18 protein-coding genes are annotated in these 21,030 nt (G+C 54.7%); all 18 read right to left on the bottom strand.

Annotated elements, in window-relative coordinates; genetic code table 11:
- Positions 1 to 157: 157 nt before the first annotated feature.
- Complete coding sequence (yajC, locus tag FG166_RS02970; RefSeq protein ID WP_003682821.1) at positions 158 to 568, bottom strand: preprotein translocase subunit YajC; 411 nt, start codon at positions 566 to 568, stop codon at positions 158 to 160.
- An 82-nt stretch (positions 569 to 650) separates the two neighbouring features.
- Complete coding sequence (locus tag FG166_RS02965; protein WP_003682819.1) at positions 651 to 1,580, bottom strand: tRNA guanosine transglycosylase family protein; 930 nt, start codon at positions 1,578 to 1,580, stop codon at positions 651 to 653.
- Between the two features lies 1 nt (position 1,581).
- Complete coding sequence (gene ruvB, locus FG166_RS02960) at positions 1,582 to 2,601, bottom strand: Holliday junction branch migration DNA helicase RuvB (RefSeq protein WP_003682817.1); 1,020 nt, start codon at positions 2,599 to 2,601, stop codon at positions 1,582 to 1,584.
- Positions 2,602 to 2,611: 10 nt separating this feature from the next.
- Positions 2,612 to 3,214, bottom strand: a complete 603-nt coding sequence (gene ruvA / locus FG166_RS02955) for a Holliday junction branch migration protein RuvA (protein WP_003682815.1) — start codon at positions 3,212 to 3,214, stop codon at positions 2,612 to 2,614.
- Between the two features lie 53 nt (positions 3,215 to 3,267).
- A complete protein-coding gene (gene mutL, locus FG166_RS02950) occupies positions 3,268 to 5,211 on the bottom strand; it encodes a DNA mismatch repair endonuclease MutL (RefSeq protein ID WP_003682813.1) in 1,944 nt (647 codons plus the stop codon).
- A gap of 16 nt (positions 5,212 to 5,227) precedes the next feature.
- Positions 5,228 to 7,870 carry a DNA mismatch repair protein MutS gene (mutS, locus tag FG166_RS02945; RefSeq protein WP_003686021.1) on the bottom strand — a complete coding sequence of 881 codons (2,643 nt, stop codon included), beginning with the start codon at positions 7,868 to 7,870 and terminating at the stop codon, positions 5,228 to 5,230.
- 93 nt (positions 7,871 to 7,963) lie between these two features.
- The gene (gene rny / locus FG166_RS02940) at positions 7,964 to 9,523 is read right to left on the bottom strand and encodes a ribonuclease Y (RefSeq protein ID WP_003682809.1); all 1,560 of its coding nucleotides are present in this window, start codon (positions 9,521 to 9,523) and stop codon (positions 7,964 to 7,966) included.
- 394 nt (positions 9,524 to 9,917) lie between these two features.
- The gene (gene recA, locus FG166_RS02935) at positions 9,918 to 10,979 is read right to left on the bottom strand and encodes a recombinase RecA (protein ID WP_024500762.1); all 1,062 of its coding nucleotides are present in this window, start codon (positions 10,977 to 10,979) and stop codon (positions 9,918 to 9,920) included.
- Positions 10,980 to 11,072: 93 nt separating this feature from the next.
- Positions 11,073 to 12,317 carry a competence/damage-inducible protein A gene (locus FG166_RS02930; RefSeq protein WP_003682806.1) on the bottom strand — a complete coding sequence of 415 codons (1,245 nt, stop codon included), beginning with the start codon at positions 12,315 to 12,317 and terminating at the stop codon, positions 11,073 to 11,075.
- 76 nt (positions 12,318 to 12,393) lie between these two features.
- On the bottom strand, positions 12,394 to 12,978 hold the full coding sequence (gene pgsA, locus FG166_RS02925) for a CDP-diacylglycerol--glycerol-3-phosphate 3-phosphatidyltransferase (RefSeq protein ID WP_003682805.1): 585 nt from the start codon (positions 12,976 to 12,978) through the stop codon (positions 12,394 to 12,396).
- Positions 12,979 to 12,993: 15 nt separating this feature from the next.
- Positions 12,994 to 13,998, bottom strand: a complete 1,005-nt coding sequence (locus tag FG166_RS02920; protein ID WP_003682804.1) for a helix-turn-helix domain-containing protein — start codon at positions 13,996 to 13,998, stop codon at positions 12,994 to 12,996.
- A 96-nt stretch (positions 13,999 to 14,094) separates the two neighbouring features.
- Positions 14,095 to 15,396 (bottom strand): EF-P 5-aminopentanol modification-associated protein YfmH, encoded by a 1,302-nt coding sequence (yfmH, locus tag FG166_RS02915; RefSeq protein WP_003682803.1) that lies wholly within the window; start codon positions 15,394 to 15,396, stop codon positions 14,095 to 14,097.
- The gene (gene yfmF / locus FG166_RS02910) at positions 15,383 to 16,657 is read right to left on the bottom strand and encodes an EF-P 5-aminopentanol modification-associated protein YfmF (RefSeq protein ID WP_003682802.1); all 1,275 of its coding nucleotides are present in this window, start codon (positions 16,655 to 16,657) and stop codon (positions 15,383 to 15,385) included. Before yfmF ends, yfmH begins: the two co-directional genes overlap by 14 nt.
- Positions 16,658 to 16,912: 255 nt before the next feature.
- Positions 16,913 to 17,770, bottom strand: coding sequence for an amino acid ABC transporter substrate-binding protein (locus FG166_RS02905; protein ID WP_003682801.1), 858 nt, complete (start codon positions 17,768 to 17,770; stop codon positions 16,913 to 16,915).
- A gap of 15 nt (positions 17,771 to 17,785) precedes the next feature.
- A complete protein-coding gene (locus FG166_RS02900) occupies positions 17,786 to 18,430 on the bottom strand; it encodes an amino acid ABC transporter ATP-binding protein (RefSeq protein WP_003682800.1) in 645 nt (214 codons plus the stop codon).
- 14 nt (positions 18,431 to 18,444) lie between these two features.
- Positions 18,445 to 19,092: an amino acid ABC transporter permease gene (locus FG166_RS02895; RefSeq protein WP_003686002.1), complete on the bottom strand. Its 648-nt coding sequence runs from the start codon at positions 19,090 to 19,092 to the stop codon at positions 18,445 to 18,447.
- 476 nt (positions 19,093 to 19,568) lie between these two features.
- A complete protein-coding gene (gene mreD / locus FG166_RS02890) occupies positions 19,569 to 20,102 on the bottom strand; it encodes a rod shape-determining protein MreD (RefSeq protein WP_003682797.1) in 534 nt (177 codons plus the stop codon).
- A gap of 15 nt (positions 20,103 to 20,117) precedes the next feature.
- Positions 20,118 to 20,969, bottom strand: coding sequence for a rod shape-determining protein MreC (gene mreC, locus FG166_RS02885; protein WP_003682795.1), 852 nt, complete (start codon positions 20,967 to 20,969; stop codon positions 20,118 to 20,120).
- Between the last annotated feature and the right edge of the window lie 61 nt (positions 20,970 to 21,030).

Here is a 21,030-nt window from a genome sequence, read left to right as displayed (position 1 = left end):
AACTCACCGCCCGACTTTCCCCTCTTCTCGGCCCTAACTTCATTCACCAAGAACGCGAATGGGCCCCAGCCGTCCGGAAATCCCGAACCAAGCTGGAGCCCAATCCCGTTTTTAGCGCGGGGCCACCGAATTTTAAATTGTTCTGCTGGCCTGCGTACTACTTTTCGGCTTGTTCCGCTGGCTTTTCGTCGTCAGCGTCGGTTGCAGCCGAAGCAGGCGCTTGTTCTTCTTCAGCCTGAGCAGCCGCTTCCTTGTTGGCCGAAGCTGATTCAACTGGTGCTTCAGTCACGGTCGTTGCAGCGGCCGGAGCTGGCGTTGCCCGGTTGACCTTGGCAACGGCGGACAGGTCGAAAGTTAAGTAAATCCCTTCGCAGTCAATCGTTACCGTTTGTTCGGCCGTATTAACTTCGTGGACCATCCCGTGTAAGCGACCAATCGTCACCACGGCATCACCCGGCTTCAATTGGTTCACCATTGCTTGGTGTTCTTTTCGTTGGCGCTGTTGAGGCCGGATCATGAAGAAGTACATGAAGGCGATCATCAGCACGATCAAAATAATGCTTGACATGTTAGCGTTCACAAGAATTCATCCCTTCTGGTGTTAATCTTAGTAATATTTTAACTATACCAAAAACCAGCTTAAATACCAGTTAATTTAACATTTCCCGGTGTTTTTTCGCAAAGTAAGCCGTCCAGTTCTTCACGTTAGCCTCGGTCAACAGGCGCGTTGCTAAGCCGACGTGGCGCTCGGTTAAGTAGGGCCAGGCTTGCTTGGGTAAACCATGCGGCGCCCCTTCTTCGACCGGCACGTCGCTGAGGTCTTCTTGCAGGTAACGGTGGTGGCGCGCCAAAGTCAGCGGTAAATCGGAAATGATCAAGTGGACCCCCGCTTCAATCGCCGCCTGAATCCGGAAGGGCGTTGCCGCTTCAACCATCACCAAGCCGTTGGGTGGTAACAAGTCAGTGGTCATCTCCAAACTCCGTTGCCACTCCTCGTCTTCGAGTGGTTGCTCAAAGCCACCCAGGTAAAAGTTGGTAATGTTTTGCTCGACCAAGTAGGCAATGCTCTCCTGGCGGGCGGCCTTTAGCCCCGCCCCCTGCACGACGCCCCACCCGGTTGGCGTTTGAGCGCCCCAGGCGGCGTTCACCGCCACGGAGCGCACGATGTCGTCAACCGGGGCGTAGTGGTCAGGCGCCTGGCTTAACGGAAGGGCCACCGAAGCGTGGGCTGCCTTTAACCACTCCTCGTATTCGGCACCGTTAACGGTTTTCTTGGCGCCCCCATGGGGGAGTTGGTAGTGGACGCCGACCCGTTCGCTGTTTTTCTTCACCTTCGTTAGGGGCTGACCGAACCCGGGGAGGACAACGGTGAGGCCTTCCCACTTGAGCCAAGCACCGAGGCCGCCAACCTCCCCCAGGGTGGCCGCGCCGGGGGCGTCCATGGCCGGTGCTAGCGGTAAGGCGACGATCCGGACCCCACAGTGGGAAAATAACTCCCCGGCGGTTAGCGGATCGGTGGTCAAGAGGGGGAGCTTTAATACCGGCATCGGGACCGTTAGGGGGTAGCTAGTCATGGTCATGTTAATTTTCCTCCTGGTCAAAGGGTATCTTGAGGTGTTCGTAGGCCGCAGGGGTCACCACCCGCCCCCGCGGGGTACGCATCAAAAAGCCGATCTGAAGGAGGTAGGGTTCGTACATCTCTTCGATCGTGTTGACCTCTTCGCCAATGTTGGCGGCAATCGTCCGGATCCCCACCGGGCCACCGTGGTAGTGCTCGATCATCGTGGTGAGGAGCTTGCGGTCAATCTCATCAAGCCCCTGGTCATCAACGGCCAATAAGTCTAGGGCCCGGTCAACCGTGGCCGGGTCAATTGCCGCCTGACCGCCCACCTGGGCAAAGTCACGCACCCGCTTTAAGAGCCGGTTGGCAATTCGGGGCGTGCCCCTGGAGCGTAGGGCTAGTTCGTGGGCCCCGTCTTCTTGAATCTTAGTGTTGAAGATGGTCGCCGAACGGTCAATGATTTGGCTGAGCTCCGTAGTAGTGTAATAATCCATCCGGGCCACGATCCCAAACCGGTCCCGTAAAGGCGCCGCTAGTAGCCCGGCCCGGGTGGTAGCCCCAATCAGGGTGAAGGGCGGCAGCGGGAAGTGGACCGGGTGGGCCGTGGGACCCTCGCCAACCACGATGTCGATGTAAAAGTCCTCCATCGCCGAGTAGAGCATTTCTTCGACCACCTTGGGTAGGCGGTGGATTTCATCGATGAACAAGACGTCCCCCGGTTTGAGGTCGTTTAAGAGTGCCACCAGGTCACCCGGCTTTTCAATCGCTGGCCCCGAGGTGGTTTTGATGGCCACTTGCATTTCGTTGGCGATCACCATTGCTAGGGTCGTCTTCCCTAACCCCGGCGGCCCGTACAAGAGGACGTGGTCTAAGGCCTCCCCGCGTGACTTAGCCGCCTGAATGTAGACCGCTAGTTCATGTTTGATCCGCGCTTGGCCGATGTAGGTCGCCAGGGTTTGGGGGCGCAGGCTAACCTCGTCTCGCCCCTCCTGGTCATCAGTGACCTCATTTGAAAGAACGTCATCAAAGTCTTGTTCCATGAAAACCTCCTTATCTGCTCAACAACTTCAGGCCCTGGCTGAGGTAGTCGTTGGTGGACAGCTCGCCTTGCAAGCCTTCCAATTGCTTTTGAACCCGTTCGACTTGCTTGGTCGTGTACCCTAGCGACTCCAGGGCTGCCAAGGCGTCTTGGAGTGCCGCGGACGGACCCAGTGGCCCTGGGGCCGTGAAGTCGAGTTGGACCTCGTCTTGAACCGCCACGACCTTGTCCTTTAACTCAATAATGATCCGCGAGGCCGTCTTCTTACCAATCCCCGGGAACTTGCTCAGGTACTTATCGTCGCCGTTTTGAATCGCGTCGATTAGCCCCTGGTGGTCGGGAGTGGCTAAGATTGCCAGGGCACTCTTCGGCCCAATCCCGGAGACCCCAATTAGCTGGGTGAACAGGCGCTTTTCGGCCTGGGTTGCGAACCCAAAGAGGGTAATGGCGTCTTCTTTGACCGCTTGGTAAATAAAGACCTGGACGGCCTGTTGATCGTCTTCTTGGTAGGCGTAGGGGTTGGCCACCGCCACCCGGTAGCCGACCCCGTTGACGTCAACCACGATAAAATCGGGGCTGACCATTGTAATTAAACCGGTTAAATATTCAAACATCCGTGTTCCTTACCTTTCGTCTTCGTTCCCCTATTTTAGCACACCTGTTCGCCTTAGTCCTCGTGGTCGTCAAAGTCGTCGGCAAAGGGTTGGTGGGACTCTTGGATCCGCTTAAAGAGCTTCTCCAAGTCGGTGGTGGTAAAGTGAATCGTTACCGGCCGGCCGTGGGGACAGTTAAAGGGGTTCTCACACTGGGGCAGGCGGGCCAACAGTGCCTTGGCCTGGCGTTCGTCCAAACGGTGGTTAGCCTTAATCGCCCGCTTGCAAGACATCATGATCGCCGCCTTGGCCCGGAAGTCCTTGACGCTCAGCTTGCCACTGGCCAAAACCCAATCGATCATCTCGCGGGCGGTATCCTCTTCTTGGCCCGCCACAAACCAGGTCGGGTGGCTAGCGAGCATAAAACTGTTTTGCCCAAACGGCTCTAGTTTTAGGCCGCAGGCGGCTAACACTGCTTGGTGTTGTTGGATCTTTAAGGCGTCGGCTAAGGAGTAGTTTAAAACCAAGGGGGTCAAAAAGTTTTGCTGGTCGGCAGAGACCTTGCCAATCTCTTCACGGTAGTATTCGTAATTGATCCGCTCCTGGGCGGCGTGTTGGTCAACAATGTACAGCCCATCTGAGGCTTGGGCCAACAGGTAGGTCCCGTGGAGCTGCCCCAGGTAGGTAAGGTCCGGGAAACGTTCGCTCGCGACGTCGCCCCGGTCGTCGATGTCTAGGCTCACCTGTTCCACCGCCGGTTGCGCCTGGCTAACCTTCGCGTCCGCCTGGGCGCCAAAGGGGGTCGCCACTTCTTCATTTTGGTAGCGCCGGTCAAAGGCTTGCACCGCCGGGCTAGCTAATTCGCTACGGCGACTAATAATCACCGGTTCCCCACTGGTCGGGCTGGGCTGCCAGGCCGGCGGCTCGTCGCTGGCCCGTTCGCTGACCCGGGGGGCGGCGCTTCTCGGGGCGTGAACGGTCTGCTCCCTGGTTAAAAGTTCGTCGGCCCGGTCACCAACGTCGGGAATCAGGTTCTGTTGGTCGATGGCCTGGCTGACGACCCGCTCAAGTAAGTCCACTAACTGGGGTTCCATGCTCAAGCGAACCTCTCGTTTAGCCGGGTGGACGTTGACATCCACGAGCACCGGATCGAGGTCAATGTTGATCACCGCTAGCGGGTAGCGGCCCACCATTAACTTGGAGCGGTAACCGGCCACCAGGGCCTTGGTCAGCTGGAAGTTCCGAACGTAGCGGTGGTTAATCATGATCGTCATGTACTGGCGCCCGGCCCGGGTTAACTCGGGCAACGAGACCAAACCAGATACCTTGAAGTTCGGGTCTTCTCCTTTAACCTCAACCATCTTACGCCCGGCTTGGACCCCATAAATAGCGGCGACGACCTGTTTTAAATTACCGTTCCCTGCCGAGCGAAAGACCTCCTTGCCGTCATGGGTCAAGGAAAAGGCCACGGTGGGGTTGGCCAGGGCGAGGCGGTTAACGATGTCCACAATCCGGGCTAACTCGGTGTGGGGCGACTTCAAGTACTTGAGGCGGGCCGGGGTGTTGTAAAAGAGGTCGCTAACCAAGATGTCGGTCCCCGGTCGGGCACTGGCCTGGCCGTGGGCGAGGATCTCGCCCCCCTTAATGTGGATCTGGCTGCCCGCCGCCCCGCCAGTCGCCGTGGTTAACAAGACATCCGCTACCGAAGCAATGCTGGGCAGGGCTTCGCCGCGAAAACCCATCGTCGTCACCTTAAAGAGGTCGCCTTTATCGGCGATCTTACTGGTGGCGTGGCGCAAAAAAGCCCGGGCCACGTCGTCTGCTTCGATCCCCTGGCCATCGTCAATCACCCGCACGCTCTTGAGCCCCGCTTCTTCAACGATGATGTCGATTCGGTGGCTGTTAGCGTCCAGGGAATTTTCCGCCAATTCCTTCACGATTGAGGCGGGGCGTTCAATCACCTCGCCGGCCGCAATCTGGTCGGCTAAGACGCTATCTAATTCATGGATCTTGCCCATCGTGTTCCCTTCCTTGTTACTTTAGATTCTGTTGCCACTTGTAAACCTGGTTCATCACGTCCATCGGCGTCATGCTCATCAGGTCCAAGTTCTTAACTTGCCGGGCAAGTTTATCGGCCTTACCGTCCTTTTTTTCGACCGGGGCCGTGGCAAACAATTCGAGTTGACCGCTACTCTCCTCGACTAACGGGGTCGTTTGCTCTTTGACCGGCGTTTGCTCCTTTGCTGGCGTTGGTTCTATCACCGGTGCTGGTGGTTCGACACCCCGCGAAGGAACCGCCGCCGTTTCTTGCCCCTCCAGGCTGGTTAGGATTTGGTTGGCCCGGGTTAAGAGCGGCGTCGGCATCCCCGCTAACTTAGCGACGTGGATCCCGTAGGACTTATCAGCTGGCCCCGGGGTTACCTTATGCAAGAAGACCAACTCGCCGTTTTCTTCGGTCGCCCCGACGTGAACGTTTTGCAGGTGGTCCAGTTCGCCTTCAAGGGCGGTTAATTCGTGGTAGTGGGTTGAAAACAGGGTCTTGGCGCCAACCCGGTTATGCACAAACTCAATAATCGCCTGGGCTAAGGCCATCCCGTCGTAAGTAGCGGTACCGCGGCCAATTTCGTCAAACAAAATCAGGCTGTCGGCGGTAGCGTTTTGCAGGGCGTTGTTGGCTTCCATCATTTCCACCATGAAGGTCGATTCACCGGATACCAAATCATCGGCGGCCCCAATCCGGGTGAAGATTTGGTCAAAAATCGGCAGCTGGGCCCGCTTGGCTGGCACGAAGCACCCCATCTGCGCCATCACCGCCGTCAGGGCTAGTTGGCGCATGTAGGTTGACTTCCCAGACATGTTCGGCCCGGTAATCAACAGGATGCTGGTATCGCCACCCATCAAGACGTCGTTAGGCACGTACTCCTGGTGGCCCATGAACTTTTCCACGACCGGGTGGCGCCCGTCTTCAATCTGCAGCTGGTGATCGTGATTCAGGCTTGGCCGCACAAAGTGGTAGTCCTCGGCCACCTTAGCGAAGGCCTGAATGACGTCTAGGGCCGCCAGGTTCGCCGCCAGCTTTTGCAGGCGGTCAATCTGTTCTTTGACGGCTTCTCGAACCTTCACGAAGAGCTCGTATTCCAGGGCGGTTGACTTGTCCTGCGCCCCTAAAATCAGACTTTCCTTTTCCTTTAGTTCCGGGGTGGCAAAGCGTTCCGCATTCACCAGGGTTTGCTTTCTTTCGTAGCGGTCAGCGGGTAACTTGTCGATATTGGCCTTGGTGACCTCAATGTAGTAGCCAAAGACGTGGTTGTAGCCAATCTTTAAGTTATTGATCCCGGTCGCCCGGCGTTCTTGTTCTTGCAGGTCGGCAATCCACTGCTTGCCGTTTTGCATGGCGCCCCGGTATTCATCGAGTTGGTGGTTATAGCCATCCCTAATAACGCCACCATCCGTGACCGAGATCGGTGGTTCCGGGGCGATTGCCCGGTCAATCAGACCCGCTACGTCCTCAAGGGGGTCTAAGGCCTGTTCCAGGTCATCAAAGGCCGGCACGTCTAACGTCTGCAAAATGTATTTAATCTTAGGTACCTGCTCCAGGGAGGTCTTTAACTGGATCAAATCACGCCCGTTCACCGACCCGTAGGCGACCCGACCGGCCAAGCGCTCCAGGTCGTACACCTTGATCAATTCTTCTTGCAGGTTTTGACGCTCAAAGTAGTGATCGAGTAGCTCCTGGACCCGGTCGTAGCGCCGCTCAATCTTTGCCTGGTCCAACAGCGGTCGGTCTAACCACTGCTTTAACAGTCGTGACCCCATCGCCGTCTTGGTCTCATCGAGGAGCCAGGCCAGCGTCCCCTGCCGCTTGCCCGAGCGCAAGTTGGTGGTCAACTCCAGGTTCACCTTGGAACGGTGGTCAATCTTCATAAAGGAAGAGAGTTGGTAGGCCACCGCCCGTTGTAGGTGGGCCAGGGAGCGTTTTTGCGTCGTTAACAGGTAGGAAACCAATAAGGCGACCACGTCTCGTTGCCCGGCGTCCGTGAGGTCTTGGCTCAAGTAGGCCACCTCGGCTTGGTTCACCACTTGCCCTTGCGTTGAACGTAAAATGTTGCGCTTGGTCAGTTGGTCAAGCAGGCTCGCTGAAACTTCCGGTTCGGTGACCACCTCCCGCGTTTGCAGGTTAACTAATTCGTTAATGGCGGCGGCCTCGTTTGACACCTTAGTGACCTTTAACTCCCCGGTTGACAGGTCGGCGTACGCCAGGTTGTAGCCGCCTTGCTCTTGTTTGAGCGCCGTTAGGTAGTTATTTTGCCGGGCGGCGTCCCCCGCTAGGTCCATCGTCGTCCCCGGGGTTACTAGCCGGGTAACTTCCCGCTTAACCATCCCCTTGGTCGTCTTGGGGTCCTCCATTTGCTCGCAAATCGCTACCTTGTAACCCTTATCGATTAGGATATCGACGTAGTTATCGACCGCCCGGTGGGGTACCCCACACATCGGGATCGGGTTATCCTTGCTCTTGCTACGTGACGTTAGGGTCAGTTCCAGTAACTGGGCCCCCTTAACGGCATCCTCGTTAAACATCTCGTAAAAGTCGCCCAAGCGGTAAAACAAAAAAGCATCCGGGTACTGATCCTTGACCCGTTGGTACTGTTCCATCATCGGCGTTTGTTTACTTGCCACACTGCCACCCCTTTTTAATTACTGCTTTCATTCTATCATTTTCTCTTAGAAGAGAACAAAAGAGCCGCTAGCAATGCTGCGGCTCCCCTATCTCTACTTGGCATAATCGACGGCCCGGGTTTCCCGAATTACCGTCACCTTAATGTGCCCTGGGTATTCAAGTTGCTTTTCAATCTCTTGCTTGAGGTCGTGGGCCAAGGTGACCGCTTGCTTATCGGAAACCTTGGTTGGTTTGACAATCACGCGAATCTCGCGGCCAGCCTGGATAGCGTACGAATGATCAACGCCGCTATTTTGGTTGGCCAACTCCTCTAGCTTCTTGAGTCGTTGAATATATTGTTCCAACGACTCACTACGGGCACCAGGACGGGCCCCGGAAACGGCATCGGCAGCCTGAACTAGGACGGCAATGATCGAGGTTGGCGCCACGTCGCCGTGGTGAGATGCGATCGTGTTAATAACGACCTTGTTCTCCTTGTACTTACGGGTTAGTTCCACCCCTAGTTCAACGTGGGAACCATCAACTTCGTGGTCGATGGCCTTACCAATGTCGTGCAGGAGGCCGGCCCGCTTAGCGAGGGTCACGTCTTCACCGAGCTCAGCGGCCATGATCCCCGCTAACTTGGCGACTTCAATTGAGTGCTGTAAGACGTTTTGACCGTAACTGGTCCGGTACTTCATTCGCCCGACCGTCTTAATCAGGTCCGGGTGCATGGTGTGCAGGCCTAGGTCAAAGACCGTTTGCTCCCCGACTTCACGCAGCTGGGTATCCATGTCCTTGCGGGCCCGTTCAACCGCCTCCTCAATCCGGGCCGGGTGAATCCGGCCGTCTTGGATCAAGCGTTCCAGGGCCATCTTGGCAATCTCACGCCGTACCGGGTCAAACCCGGATAAGACGACTGCTTCCGGCGTGTCATCGATGATCAGGTCGATCCCGGTCAGGGTTTCTAAGGCCCGGATGTTACGGCCCTCGCGCCCAATGATCCGCCCCTTCATGTCGTCATTGGGGAGGGTTACTACGGTCACGGTGGTTTCTTGAACCATATCCGCGGCTGAGCGTTGAATTGCGGCCACGATTAAGTCCTTGGCGTTCTTTTCCGCCGTTAATTCGGCTTCTTGTTCGCTTTGCCGAATCATCGTTTCCCGTTCACTTTGCAACTCTTCTTTTAGTTGCGAAAGGAGCCGTTTTTTGGCCTCTTCGTGTGATAGCTGGGCGACCTTTTCGAGCTCGGCTTGGCGCTGCTCGACTAAATCCGCTGCCTGTTGTTGACGCTTTTGAATCTGCTCCGTCTTTTGATCGAGCTTCCGTTCCCGGGCGCTGATCGTAGTTTCGCGGTTCTCCAGACTGGTGTCCTTGCGGTCAAGGGTTGCTTCGCGTTGGAGCAAGCGCTCTTCTTGTTTTTGGACCTCACTACGACGGTCCTTGAGTTCTTGTTCCACGACTTCCCGGTAGCGATGGCTTTCTTCTCGGGCCTCTAAAATGGCCTCCTTTTTCGCCGTCGCCGCCTCCTTTTGGGCAGTTGCAATAATCCCCGCGGCGTTTTCCTTCGCCTGGGTTAATCGTTGTTCGAAAACGATTTTCCTACCCACGTAACCGGCAATTAGACCGACAACAATAGCGACAGCGGCGATTAATAAGCTGATTGCATTCATCAGTTCACCTTCCTATCAACTATTGACTTGTTGGTTCAAAAGTTTGATTAATTTTAAGTAATGCAAAAAAAATTCACATACAAAATAATTTTAAGCGTCCCGCCATGGGGTGTCAATCAACTTCGCTGAGATTTGGAAAGAAAAGGAAGTGCGAACCAACCTCCTCGACAGGCCGTTGGGCTAAGCTAGGATGAAGGTTGTTGCGGCACGCAGCGTTCTTCAGCCGTACTTAGACACTAGGCCTGTGGTTGGGGAGCACGTTATCTGTGTAATAGTTAAAAAACAAATTCAACGGCCTGCTTAGGTGACATGGCTGACCTCGTTTTCTACCTACCATTACGGAATACAGCAAGGGGCTAGGAGAAAAGACGGTTTTCTCCTAGCCCCTTGTCCATTATTTGTCACTCGACGCTTCTTCAATCGTTTCTTGTTGCGGTTCGCCTTCCTTGGCGGCCGGCGCTTCGTCCGGTTCCATCCCGTAGGCCACCCGCACCTTGTTCATCAGCTCGTTCATGGCGTCTTCGTGGTCCGCAAACCACTGCTTGGCGTTTTCACGCCCTTGGCCAATCCGTTCGTTACCATAAGAATACCAGGCCCCGGACTTGTTGACCAGGTCCTTTTCGACGGCCATATCGAGCAGTTCCCCCGTCTTGGAGATCCCTTCCCCATACATGATGTCTACTTCGGCCTTGCGGAACGGCGGTGCCACCTTGTTCTTCACGACCTTAATCTTGGCCCGGTTCCCGATCACATCGGTCCCGTTCTTCAGTTGTTCACCGCGCCGGATTTCCATCCGAATGGTTGAGTAGAACTTCAGGGCCCGACCACCAGGGGTGGTTTCCGGGTTCCCAAACATCACCCCCACCTTTTCCCGGATTTGGTTGATGAAGATGGCGATCGTCTTGGTCTTGTTGATTTCCCCGGAAAGCTTCCGCAGGGCTTGGGACATCAAGCGGGCCTGTAACCCCACGTGGGTGTCCCCCATTTCCCCTTCGATTTCGGCCCGGGGAACCAGGGCGGCCACGGAGTCAACCACCACGATGTCGACGGCTCCCGAAGCGATCAGGGCGTCGGCAATTTCCAACCCCTGTTCACCGGTGTCTGGTTGGGACAAGAGCAAGTCGTTAATTTGAACCCCCAGGGCGGTAGCGTACTGGGGATCGAGGGCGTTTTCGGCGTCGATGTAGGCGGCCGTCCCCCCACGGCGTTGCACTTCAGCGACGGCGTGGAGAGCGACGGTCGTCTTCCCGGAACTTTCCGGACCGTACATTTCAATGATTCGGCCCCGTGGGTATCCCCCTACACCGAGGGCTTCGTCAATGGCTAAGGAGCCACTGGAAATGGTTGCAATCTTGGTGTCGGCGGCGTCACCCATACGCATGATCGAACCCTTCCCAAAGTTCTTTTCAATCTTACGTAGGGCGTTATCTAAGGCTGCTTTTCGTTGATCTGCCAACTTGTGTTCCTCCTTTGATCCGTAGGTGTCTTTAATCATTCTATCAGGTTCTTTGCAAAAGACAAGCAAAAAGTCGAACAGGGGTTCGGAAAGTTACCGTAGGGCGTTGTAGGCCAGGCGCATCCCCTCCTGGACGCTTTGCTGGCGGACGAACTGGCGTGTTTGCCCCGGCAAGCGGAGGAGGTGGCTTTCGACGGGGCGTCCCTTGATCGCCAGGCCGAGCCATACGGTGCCGGCCGGGTGGCCCTCTAAGTCATCCGGTCCGGCCACCCCAGTGAAGGAAAGACCCACGTCAACGCCCATTTTTTGTTGGCAGCCACTCGCCATTGCCTCCGCCGTTTGCTTCGAAACCACCCCGTATTGGCGCACCGTTTCAACCGGAACGCCGAGCAGTTGTTCCTTGGCCGAGGCCGCGTAGGTGACAAAACCGCCGTCAAAGACCTCGCTGGCCCCCGCCACCGAGCACAGGGTGGCTTGAAAAAGGCCCCCGGTTAGACTTTCGGCCCCGGTAATCTTAAGCCCCTTTTCCTTTAAGAGGGCCACCAGCTGGCTGGCCATGCTGACCCCAGCGCCCCGGCCAATGTAGTAGTCCGCCTCTTGTCGGGCGATCTTGGCGATGGCCTGCTCCAATAAGGAAGTCGCTTCTTCTTTAGCCACGTCATGGAGTGTCACCCGGACCTGAATTTCATCAGGCTGGACGTAAGAGGTCACCACTAGGCGTTCGTCAAGCCCTAGCGAGGCCAGCTCTTGCATTAGCAGCGACTCCGGGCGGCCAACGAAGTGCAAAAGGGCGGAGTAAGTCTGGTGGCCCTTTCCGAAGTCCGCCTTTAGGTGCGGCAAGAGGGATTGGTCAACCATTGGCTTAAATTCGTGCGGTGGCCCCGGTAAAACGACGTAGGTATGGGCGCCGTCTTTTAAATAGACCCCGAGGGCGAGGCCAGTAGGGTTAGACAGCGGGGTCCCCCCCGCTAAGTAGTAGGCCTGGCGGATGTTTTCCGGGCTCACGGTCGCGGAAATCGACCGGGCCTCCAGTTGGGCCTTGATCTGTTGCCAGTAGTCTTCATCGAGCCGTAGTTGGCGCCCCAAGTAGTCCCCCACCGCCGCCATCGTCCGGTCGTCTTCGGTCGGGCCTAGTCCGCCACAAATAAAGATCAGATTGGCACGTTCCTTGGCGGTTGCAAGGGCCTGCTTGATGCGGGCGGGGTCATCATCAACGTTGGTTTGCCACGGGGCCTCAATTGCCAACTGGCGCAACTGGTCGGCGAGGTAGCGGGCGTTGGTGTTGGTGATTTGACCCAAAATGATTTCGGTTCCGACAGAAATAATTTCCGCTTGCATGGCGGTTCCCCCTTAATCAATAAATACGGCAAAATGGCAAAAAGGGACGAACCAAATTGGTCTCGTCCCCGAAAAATTATTTGAACCCGTCGGCAAAGACGCCGCGGCCCTTCACGAAGTAATCCACCCCGGAGTACACCGTGAAGAATAAGCAGATGTAGAGCATGATTTGGCCGAAGGGAATTCCCCACATGGCAAAGATCACGTTGTTTAATAACAAGAAGATGATCGCGATAAACTGCGTCGTCGTCTTGATCTTACCCGGCATCTTGGCGGCTAGGACCTGACCGTTTTGTTCCACGATCAATAAGCGTAAGCCGGTCACGGCTAGTTCACGCCAGATAATAATCGTCGTGACCCAGGCCGGTACCACCCCGGACCCCGTCATGACGATGAAGGCCGTCATTACCAAGAGCTTATCGGCCAGCGGGTCGGTAAACTTACCGAAGTTCGTAACCAGGTGCTGGCGGCGGGCGATTTGACCATCGAGGTTATCGGTGATCGTCGCGGCGATAAACAGGATCGCCGCAATCAATTGGCTCACCGGGATGGTGGCCCCCCAAAAGGTGACGGCACCCCAGTGGAAGGGGATCACCATCAGGATCAGGAAAAACGGGATTACAATTAAGCGGACCACGGTCAGCTTATTTGGTAAATTCATTGCAAATTAACTCCTTTAGCGCGTCGATGAAGATTGGGTGGAAGTGTTAGTCGTCGCCGTCGTTGACGTTGAGTTCGTCGTGGTTGCGACACTGGAACTAGCCGCACTAGTTGAAGTTGAACTAGCACTGGAACTAGCGGTCGTCGTCGCCCCAAACTTAATCGTCACCGTCCGGGTGTTGGCGTACTTACCGCTGTCAGTCAGGTCTAGGGTTTGGTCGCCGATCTTAACCGTCGTTGCGCTTGCGTTCCCCAGGGTCAAGACCACGGTTTGGGCACCCTTGGGCAGGGAAACCGTTGACGTCGAATTATCCGTCAGGGTCTTAGAAAGTTTGCTAGTCCCATCAACCGTCACGCTAGTCCAGGCTTGACCGCTGGCCTTAATCGTCATGTCGGTATCCTTGGTCAGACTACTGGTAGTTGAAAGGGTGACGGAAGAAGTCGTCCGGTTCGCAGCGGTGAATTCCAGCTTAGCAGCCTTGCTAGACGAGCTGGAAGACTTGGAACTGGAGCTAGAGGAGGACGACTTTTTCGACGATTCCCCGGAAACCGACACGGAGCTGGAATCGATCTTGGTAGCGGCGTCCTGGCGGTTACGAACGATCGCCGTTGCCCAAATCGCCCCCAAAATAATTACCACCACCACCGCAATGATCACGGTTGGTAAGTAACGGCGCGCCCGGTCAACCCGGTCAACGGTTGGTTGGCGGTTGCCAGTCCGGGTTTCCACCGCTTGGGCAAGGTGGTTAGAATACTCGGCGGTCTTGGTTTGCGGCAGATCGTCGTCGTAATCCTTTAAAAGGGTATTACCGTCTAACCCCACCGTGTCAGCGTATTGTTTAACAAAGGCCCGGACGTAAAAATCCCCCGGTAATTCGTCAAACTTTTCGTCTTCAATGGCGATCAGGTAGCGCTTTTGAATTTTGGTGGCTTGTTGCAAGTCATCAAGCGTTAAGCCCTTTTTCTCCCGTGCCTCCCGCAGCTTTTTGCCGACGTTGACTCTTTCTTCGTTTTCACTCATTACCTAATTCCTCATTCTTTTTTACAGTATTAACAGTTACCAAGTATAGCATACTCTCTTGAAATTGCTGGGCTTGCCCGTAAATCATAATAAAGTTTAAACTTCTTGCTTCCCCTCCGGAAGGACGAAAAAGGCACTCAGTCGTTGCGGGACAATTAACTGGGCGACTGCGTTTTGCAGGTCAGCGAAGGTAATTGACTCCAGCGACGCCAATTCATCGAAGATCGTGGCCTGATCAAAGAGGTGGCCGGAAAAGCGGTTGGCAATCTGTTCTGGTGAGTCCAGGCAAGCGACTAGGCGGCCCACTTGTCCCCGCTTAATCGCTTCAAACTGGTCCCTTGCAGCGTCGAGTTCGCCGGGCGCCCGCCTTAAAATGTCGATAATCGCATCGGCAAAGGCCTCGGGCCGGTTGGTTTCGCTCGCAAAGGTGGCAAAGTGGAACCCACGTTCAATCTCCAGCCCGAAACCAAAGGAATCGTCCAAGACCTCTTCGTTGTACATCCGCAGGTAGTTTTCCGACGTGTCGTCAAATAGCAGTTCCAGCGCCATCCCGATCGCTTGAACGAAACGGAGGCGCTCCTGGCCACTTTCAAAGTCGCTAATCCCCCGCAGGCCAATCATCGCCTTGGGCCGGGCCACTGGCATCTCTAAGGTCGCAAAGGGAACGACGTCGTTTGCCTGGGGGTCCACCGGGGCAAAGGTGTGGACTGGTAGGGGCGCCGCCGGCCAGTTGGCCAGGGTCTGGTTAGCTTGTACCCATTCAACTACCCGGTCCGGGTCCAAGTTACCGACCACAAACAGGTTCATGTTACCGGGTTGGTAAAAGGTCCGGTGGATCTGGTACAGCAACTCCGGGGTAATCTTGGCAATCGAATCCTCACTCCCGGCGATGTCGATTTTAACCGGGTCCTCCGGGTACAGATTCCCCAGGGTCCCCATGTACAGCCGGTTATCCGGACTGTCAGCGTACATCCGAATTTCCTGGCCGATGATCCCCTTTTCCTTGTCCACCGTTTGTTCGGTGAAGTAGGGGTCAAACACAAAGTCCAGCAAAACGTCCAGGCTCTCATGAAGGTGCGCGGTGGTCGAAAAGAGGTAGCTGGTCTGGGTAAAACTGGTAAAGGCGTTGGCGTCGGCCCCCAGCGCTCCGAAGAGGTCAAAGGCATCGTGATCGGCCTTTTCAAACAGCTTGTGTTCTAAGAAGTGGGCCACCCCGTTGGGTACCGTTTGTTGCTGACCATCGATAACAAAGGTGTTATCAACCGAACCGAAATCGGTCGTTAAGATCGCGTAGGTTTTGTGGTAATCCGGCATTGGCAACAGGTTAATCTTCAAGCCGTTAGCGAGGGTCGTTTTATAGAGTTCCCGCCCGTAAGCAGGGTAATCAAGCTTCTCCATCGGTTTCTCCTCCCTTCCCGTCGAGTAAAAAGACGGCCTCTAGTGTCATCTGGGCCGCTAAGTTGGCCACTTCCTCTTTGGTAACCGCCCGGAGCCCCTCTGCCACCTTTTGCAACGGCTCGAGGCCCATTAAGGCGGTGATCAAGCGAGCTTGGGCCAAGACGTTGGGGTTATCTAGCCCCGTCACGTATTGGTTCACCAATCCCTCCTTGACCCGCTGGAACTGGGCGTCGTTAAACTTACCCGCCGCCAGGTCGGCCACCTGTTGTTCGATCAGCGCCCGCGCCTGCGTTTGATCGGCCGGGTTAATCCCGGTTTCAACCAAAATCTCGCCGCTAAAGGCCCGCAGCGAACTGGTGGCGTAATAAGCCAAGCTAGCCTTCTCCCGCACGTTGGTAAACAGCAGTGAGTACGGGGTGCCCCCGAGCAGGCCGTTTAAAACGATCGCCGTTAGGTAGTTGTCCTGCCGGTAGTAAGCGGGCAGGTGGTAGGCCAGGTCCAACTTAGCCTGGGCCAGTGGCTGAACCTCAGTTGCAAAGGCTGGTGTTTGGCGGGCCGCTTGGTGGTACAAGAGGCTTTGGTGCAGGGGAGATTGGCGCGGGGAAAAGTCTAACGCACGCATGGCCTGACACACGGCCGCTTCGTCAACGTCCCCCACCACCACGATGTCAATCTTGTCGTGGGCCAGCATTTCTTGGTAGGCCTGGTAGGTTTGCTGACTAGTTATATTTTGGACCTCCGCAACCGTCCCGCTGGCCGGGCGGCGCAACTCAGCCCCCTCTGTAAAGTAGGTTTGTTGCAGACGCTTAAGGGCGTAAAAACGCTTGTCATCGTCCCAAGATTGCAAGTTCCCAATCGTGTTGGCTTGCTGTAGGCGGTAGGTTTCCGCATCAAAGGCGCCGTTTTCGACCAGGGGGTTAAATAATAGCTCCTTTAAAAGGGCGCTCCCCCGTTCAAACAGGGGGGCCTTGGCTGCCTGATCATTAATCAGCGCTAGCTTGAGTCGGACGGTGTGGGCCAAGCCAACCCGGCTCACGTAGCCGCTCAACGAGGCTCCGTACAGGTCGTTTAAGTGGCGGGCTAACACCGTTTGGGTGCGGTACTTGGCCGACGAGGTTACCAACAGGTTCGCCACCAAGTTCCGGGCACTCGGTGAAATTTGGCGCTGCTCGGTCGCAAAGTTCACCAAAATCCGGGTCACCTTAAACTGCTTGGTGGCAATAATGTGCAAATCAACCCCGGTGGTTAATTGAATGTCCAAGGATTATTCTTCCTTTCCTAAGCAAAACGAGGCCGGGAGAAAACCGTATTTTCTCCCAGCCCCTTACTGTATTTCCGAATACTCGACAGAAAACGTAAGCACTAACCAACGCCCGCGTGTCCAAGTGCGGACCCAACCGCTACGTGCTGTAGTGGCTTACGACCGCCCCTCCAGGCGACCGGCTTGGTTATTTCCCACTTTCGTCTTCTTATTGATCCGTTTCAAATGATACGTGATTACCAGTTAAATTACAACCTACTTGATCTTGTAATTAACCGGGCCCAAGAAGTTCGAGGCCTTGCCGAACCACTTCTCATTGATCTTTTTAAGCTGGCCGTCTTCTTGGAGGCGCTTGAGCCCTTCGTTAACCTTCTTTTTCAGGGTCTTGTCCCCCTTGCGCATCCCAACGGCAAAGTAATCGGCGCCCATCTTGTTACTAATGTACGTTGAATAGGACTTGGCGTTTGCTTGGTGTTGGATGTAGTAGTTGGCGTAGACTTCATCCATCAAGATCCCCTGGATCCGGTTAGCGTTTAAATCGATAAAGGCGTTCGGGAAGGTATCGTACAGGATCGGGCTCTTGCCCTTAATCTTGTCTTTTAACAGTTTCGGGTATTCATCCAGGTCGGTCATCCCGGTCGACCCGTTTTGTACCCCTAACACCTTCCCCTTCATGTCGTTAAAGTTGTTAATGTGGTCCCTTTTCTTGGTGACCAGTACCTGGCGGTTTAAGAGGTAAGGCCTGGAAAAGGCTACTTGCTTGGCCCGTTCCGGCGTCATCGAGTACCCGTTCCAAATCAGGTCAATCGTCCCGTTTTTCAGTTCGGTTTCCTTCATTGACCAGTCAATCGTCTGGAAGTCCACCTTAATCCCGTACTGCTTGAAAACGGCCTTGGCTAAGTCGATGTCGTACCCAACCAACTTCCCGTCCCGTTCCCGGAAGCCCATCGGCACAAAGGAATCGTCCAAGCCGACGATTACCTTCCCCCGCTTTTCAATCCGCGACCAGGTATCCTGGGTGCCGGCCCGCTGGGTCACACTCTCACAGCCGCTCAAGAGGACCGCCGGAATGACAAGCAGGACCAAGACAAATAAGTATTTCAGTCGTTTCATCCCACTGCTCCCTTTCTACTTTCTGGCGTCTAAGGCTTGCACCTTCAAGATCTTGTCGGCAATCTTTTCGGCAAAATCCATGTCGTGGGTAACAACTAACTGGGTCATCCCCTCCTTTTTCAGTGACAAGAGGAGGTTGGCCACTTCATCACGCAGGTTCGGGTCCAAGGCACTAGTTGGTTCGTCATAACACAGGATCCGTGGGTTCATCGCCAGGGCCCGCGCGATGGCGACCCGCTGCTTTTGCCCCCCGGACAATTGGAACGGGTAGTGGTCACTGAGACCGGTCAAGCCCAGTTCTTCTAACAATTCGGCCGCCTTCTTATTGGCCTCGTCTTTACTTTGCTTTAGAACCATCGTTGGCGCCAAGGTGATGTTTTCCAGCACCGATAAGTGGGGGAAGAGGTTGAAGTCTTGGAAAACCACCCCGATCACGGCGTCGCTTTCCTCGGTTCCCTGGGGGTCGAACGGTTGCCCGTCAATTAAAAAGGTCCCACTGTCGGCACTCTCTAACCCGGTGATGCAACGCAACAGGGTCGTCTTCCCGGCCCCGGATGGACCAACGATACTGAGGATTTCACCGTCTTCCACCGTCAGGTCAACCCCGTTTAAAATCTGACGCCCGTCAAAACTCTTTTTTAGGTCTTTAATTTCTAACATCTCAATCCCCCCGATTACTTGTAGTATGAGTACCGCTTTTCAACCCAGCGCAGGATGACCGTGCAGACCCCGACCATCAGCAGGTAGATTAACCCAACCAAGAGGAGTGGCACTAAGGTAACGTCACGTGAGGTGGCAACGTTCCCGGCCCGCAGCAAGTCGCCTAACCCGATTACGTATACCAAGGAGGAATCCTTGATCAAGTTGATGACTTCGTTTCCGATTGACGGGATTACAATCTTGACCACTTGTGGAATCACGATCTTCCTGACCGTTTGCCAGTATGACAGGCGCAACACCCGGGCCCCTTCGTATTGGCCCTGGCTAATTGATTGCAACCCACCACGGAAGATTTCGGCGAAGTAAGCGGCGTAGTTTAAGATAAAGGCCACCAAGGCGGCATCGTAACGTTGGAAAACGATTCCGATGATTGGCAGGCCGTAAAAGACGAAGATTAATTGCAGCAGCAACGGGGTCCCCCGCATCAGCCAGACGTACATTTCCAAGACCCACTTGAGCGGCTTGATCTTAGAAGTTAAGCCCAGACTGACGATGATCCCCAATGGCAAGGAGCCAATTAGGGTCCAAAAGAAGAGTTGCAGGGTTAATCCTGCACCCTGAAATAACGATGGTAAAATTTCCATGATATATTTAAACGACATGGTTGATCCTCCTTTGTCTTCCCCCATTAAGCAAATTAATAAAAAACGCCCCTTGAATCGTGGTGATTCAAGGGGACGCCTTAACGTGGTTCCACCCCAGTTCATTACCAGCTCACACTGGTAACCTCAGCAAGTTTACAAAAGACAAAACGCCCTCCTAGCCACTTGGCTAAGAGGGCGTTGCCGCGGTTCCACCTCATCTTGTCGCCCCCTCACGGAAGACGACCTCAGTAAGTTCACGAATTGTAAACTTTGCGCGCTAACGGGCTTCCCCGGACCACCTTTTGGTCAGTGGCCAACTCACAGTTGTGATTCGAACGGGAGTACTGTAACCTTCCCACCACCGGTTACTCGCTGATAGCACGCATCGTTCTACTAATCTGCTCAATGTCGTTGTTAATGTTGTAAGTATCTTAACTAGATTTGATTTTCTTGTCAACAGTTCTGGCCGAAAAATTAAATTTTTCTCATCGATTCTAATGTTGCTCCCCAAGCGCCCGTTGATAGAGGCGGTGAACCGGCCAATACAACAAGATGAAGTAGACCAGGTTCAGGGCCAAGGTTGGGCCAAGGGTATCCAACAAGAAACCGGCAAAGCCCACCCGGGTCACCCCCACCAAGTAGTATGCCCAATAGTTGAGTAACTCCAGCAGGGCGATTGAAACAAAGAAAATTAAAATATGGGATAAAAACGACGGGGTGTAGTAGCGGTTGAGGGCCCGGGCAAACATCACGATGGCCGGGTATAAGAACATAAACAACCCTAGAATCCCCGAGTAGTAAAGGTCCGCACAGATCCCCGCTGCAACGGCAAAGCCAGTCAGGGGAATTTGGATATCCTCTTCAAAAAAGGCCCCGAAGATCAGCCACAAAACAACCAGTTGGCTAACCATTAAGTAGGGGTAGCTGAAGAACTGGTTGGCAAAGATCTTGCTCAGTGAGCCATCCAGGAAAAAACAAATAAATAGGCCAAGCGGGAACAGGAACCTCAGACGTGATAATCGGTACATGGTAACCCTCCCTACTTAATCATCAAGCTTGGCGACGGTCACAATGTTGATCTCGTTGAAGTTCGTGGCCGGGGTGATGTAAACCTTTTGGGCCAGCCCGTAATCATCCGTTCCGATCTTAGCCACCTTACCGACGTAGAGTCCCTTTGGCGTGATTCCCCCTAATCCAGAGGTCGTCACCGAGGTCCCCTTCTTGATCTTGGCCTTGGAAGTTACCTGCCCCATGATCAACTGGTTGGTTGACGAGTTGTAGCCAGTGATGATCCCGTTAACCGTCTTACCGTTAGTACCTTGAATCGTAATGGCAAAGCGGTTCGATGATTCACTAGTATCACTAAGCAACTCAACAATACTGTTGGTCTTGTTAACTTGAGAAACCCGGCCGACCAAGCCCCCACCCGATAAGACCGGCATGTTCTTTTTAATTCCGGCCGAGGAACCCTTATTGATCACTAACTGGGCCTGCCAAGACGACGGGTCCCGGCTTAAAACGGAGGCGGCAATGGTTGAGTAATCAGTCAAAGAGGACTTTACCTTTAGTTCCGCCTTTAACTGCTTATTTTCCTTGGCCAGGGTTTGGTCCCTAACCTTAACTTGGGCTAATTCCGTAACCTGTTGCTTGAGCTCCTTGTTTTCCGAGTAGGTATTCATTAACTCGTTAACGTTGGACAGCCCCCCCTGGATGATGTTAGCCGGGTAGGTTACCACGCTACCGGCAATCCCGACAATGTCATCACCAAACTGCTGGATCAGAGGCGGCGTGCTCCGCCGGTTCCGTAAGGCCACGGAACCGGCCATCAAGCTAAAGCAGACCACGAGAATCACCACTAAAATAACTAGGCGACGGTTTGAAAAAAACTTTTGCATGGAAGAAAGCTCCTCTTTAGCCCCCGAGAACGATGAACGGGGCTGGGCAAAAACATTGTTT

Origin of the sequence: Limosilactobacillus fermentum, assembly GCF_013394085.1 — a bacterium.
Lineage (GTDB): Bacteria > Bacillota > Bacilli > Lactobacillales > Lactobacillaceae > Limosilactobacillus > Limosilactobacillus fermentum.
This window is presented reverse-complemented; position numbering and strand designations above follow the sequence as displayed.

Bases quoted from the DNA above. Each gene is read 5' to 3' on its own strand.
- yajC (WP_003682821.1), bottom strand. From the start codon at position 568: ATGTCAAGCATTATTTTGATCGTGCTGATGATCGCCTTCATGTACTTC.
- FG166_RS02965 (WP_003682819.1), bottom strand. From the start codon at position 1,580: ATGACCATGACTAGCTACCCCCTAACGGTCCCGATGCCGGTATTAAAG.
- ruvB (WP_003682817.1), bottom strand. From the start codon at position 2,601: ATGGAACAAGACTTTGATGACGTTCTTTCAAATGAGGTCACTGATGAC.
- ruvA (WP_003682815.1), bottom strand. From the start codon at position 3,214: ATGTTTGAATATTTAACCGGTTTAATTACAATGGTCAGCCCCGATTTT.
- mutL (WP_003682813.1), bottom strand. From the start codon at position 5,211: ATGGGCAAGATCCATGAATTAGATAGCGTCTTAGCCGACCAGATTGCG.
- rny (WP_003682809.1), bottom strand. From the start codon at position 9,523: ATGAATGCAATCAGCTTATTAATCGCCGCTGTCGCTATTGTTGTCGGT.
- FG166_RS02930 (WP_003682806.1), bottom strand. From the start codon at position 12,317: ATGCAAGCGGAAATTATTTCTGTCGGAACCGAAATCATTTTGGGTCAA.
- pgsA (WP_003682805.1), bottom strand. From the start codon at position 12,978: ATGAATTTACCAAATAAGCTGACCGTGGTCCGCTTAATTGTAATCCCG.
- FG166_RS02920 (WP_003682804.1), bottom strand. From the start codon at position 13,998: ATGAGTGAAAACGAAGAAAGAGTCAACGTCGGCAAAAAGCTGCGGGAG.
- yfmH (WP_003682803.1), bottom strand. From the start codon at position 15,396: ATGGAGAAGCTTGATTACCCTGCTTACGGGCGGGAACTCTATAAAACG.
- FG166_RS02905 (WP_003682801.1), bottom strand. From the start codon at position 17,770: ATGAAACGACTGAAATACTTATTTGTCTTGGTCCTGCTTGTCATTCCG.
- FG166_RS02900 (WP_003682800.1), bottom strand. From the start codon at position 18,430: ATGTTAGAAATTAAAGACCTAAAAAAGAGTTTTGACGGGCGTCAGATT.
- FG166_RS02895 (WP_003686002.1), bottom strand. From the start codon at position 19,092: ATGTCGTTTAAATATATCATGGAAATTTTACCATCGTTATTTCAGGGT.
- mreD (WP_003682797.1), bottom strand. From the start codon at position 20,102: ATGTACCGATTATCACGTCTGAGGTTCCTGTTCCCGCTTGGCCTATTT.
- mreC (WP_003682795.1), bottom strand. From the start codon at position 20,969: ATGCAAAAGTTTTTTTCAAACCGTCGCCTAGTTATTTTAGTGGTGATT.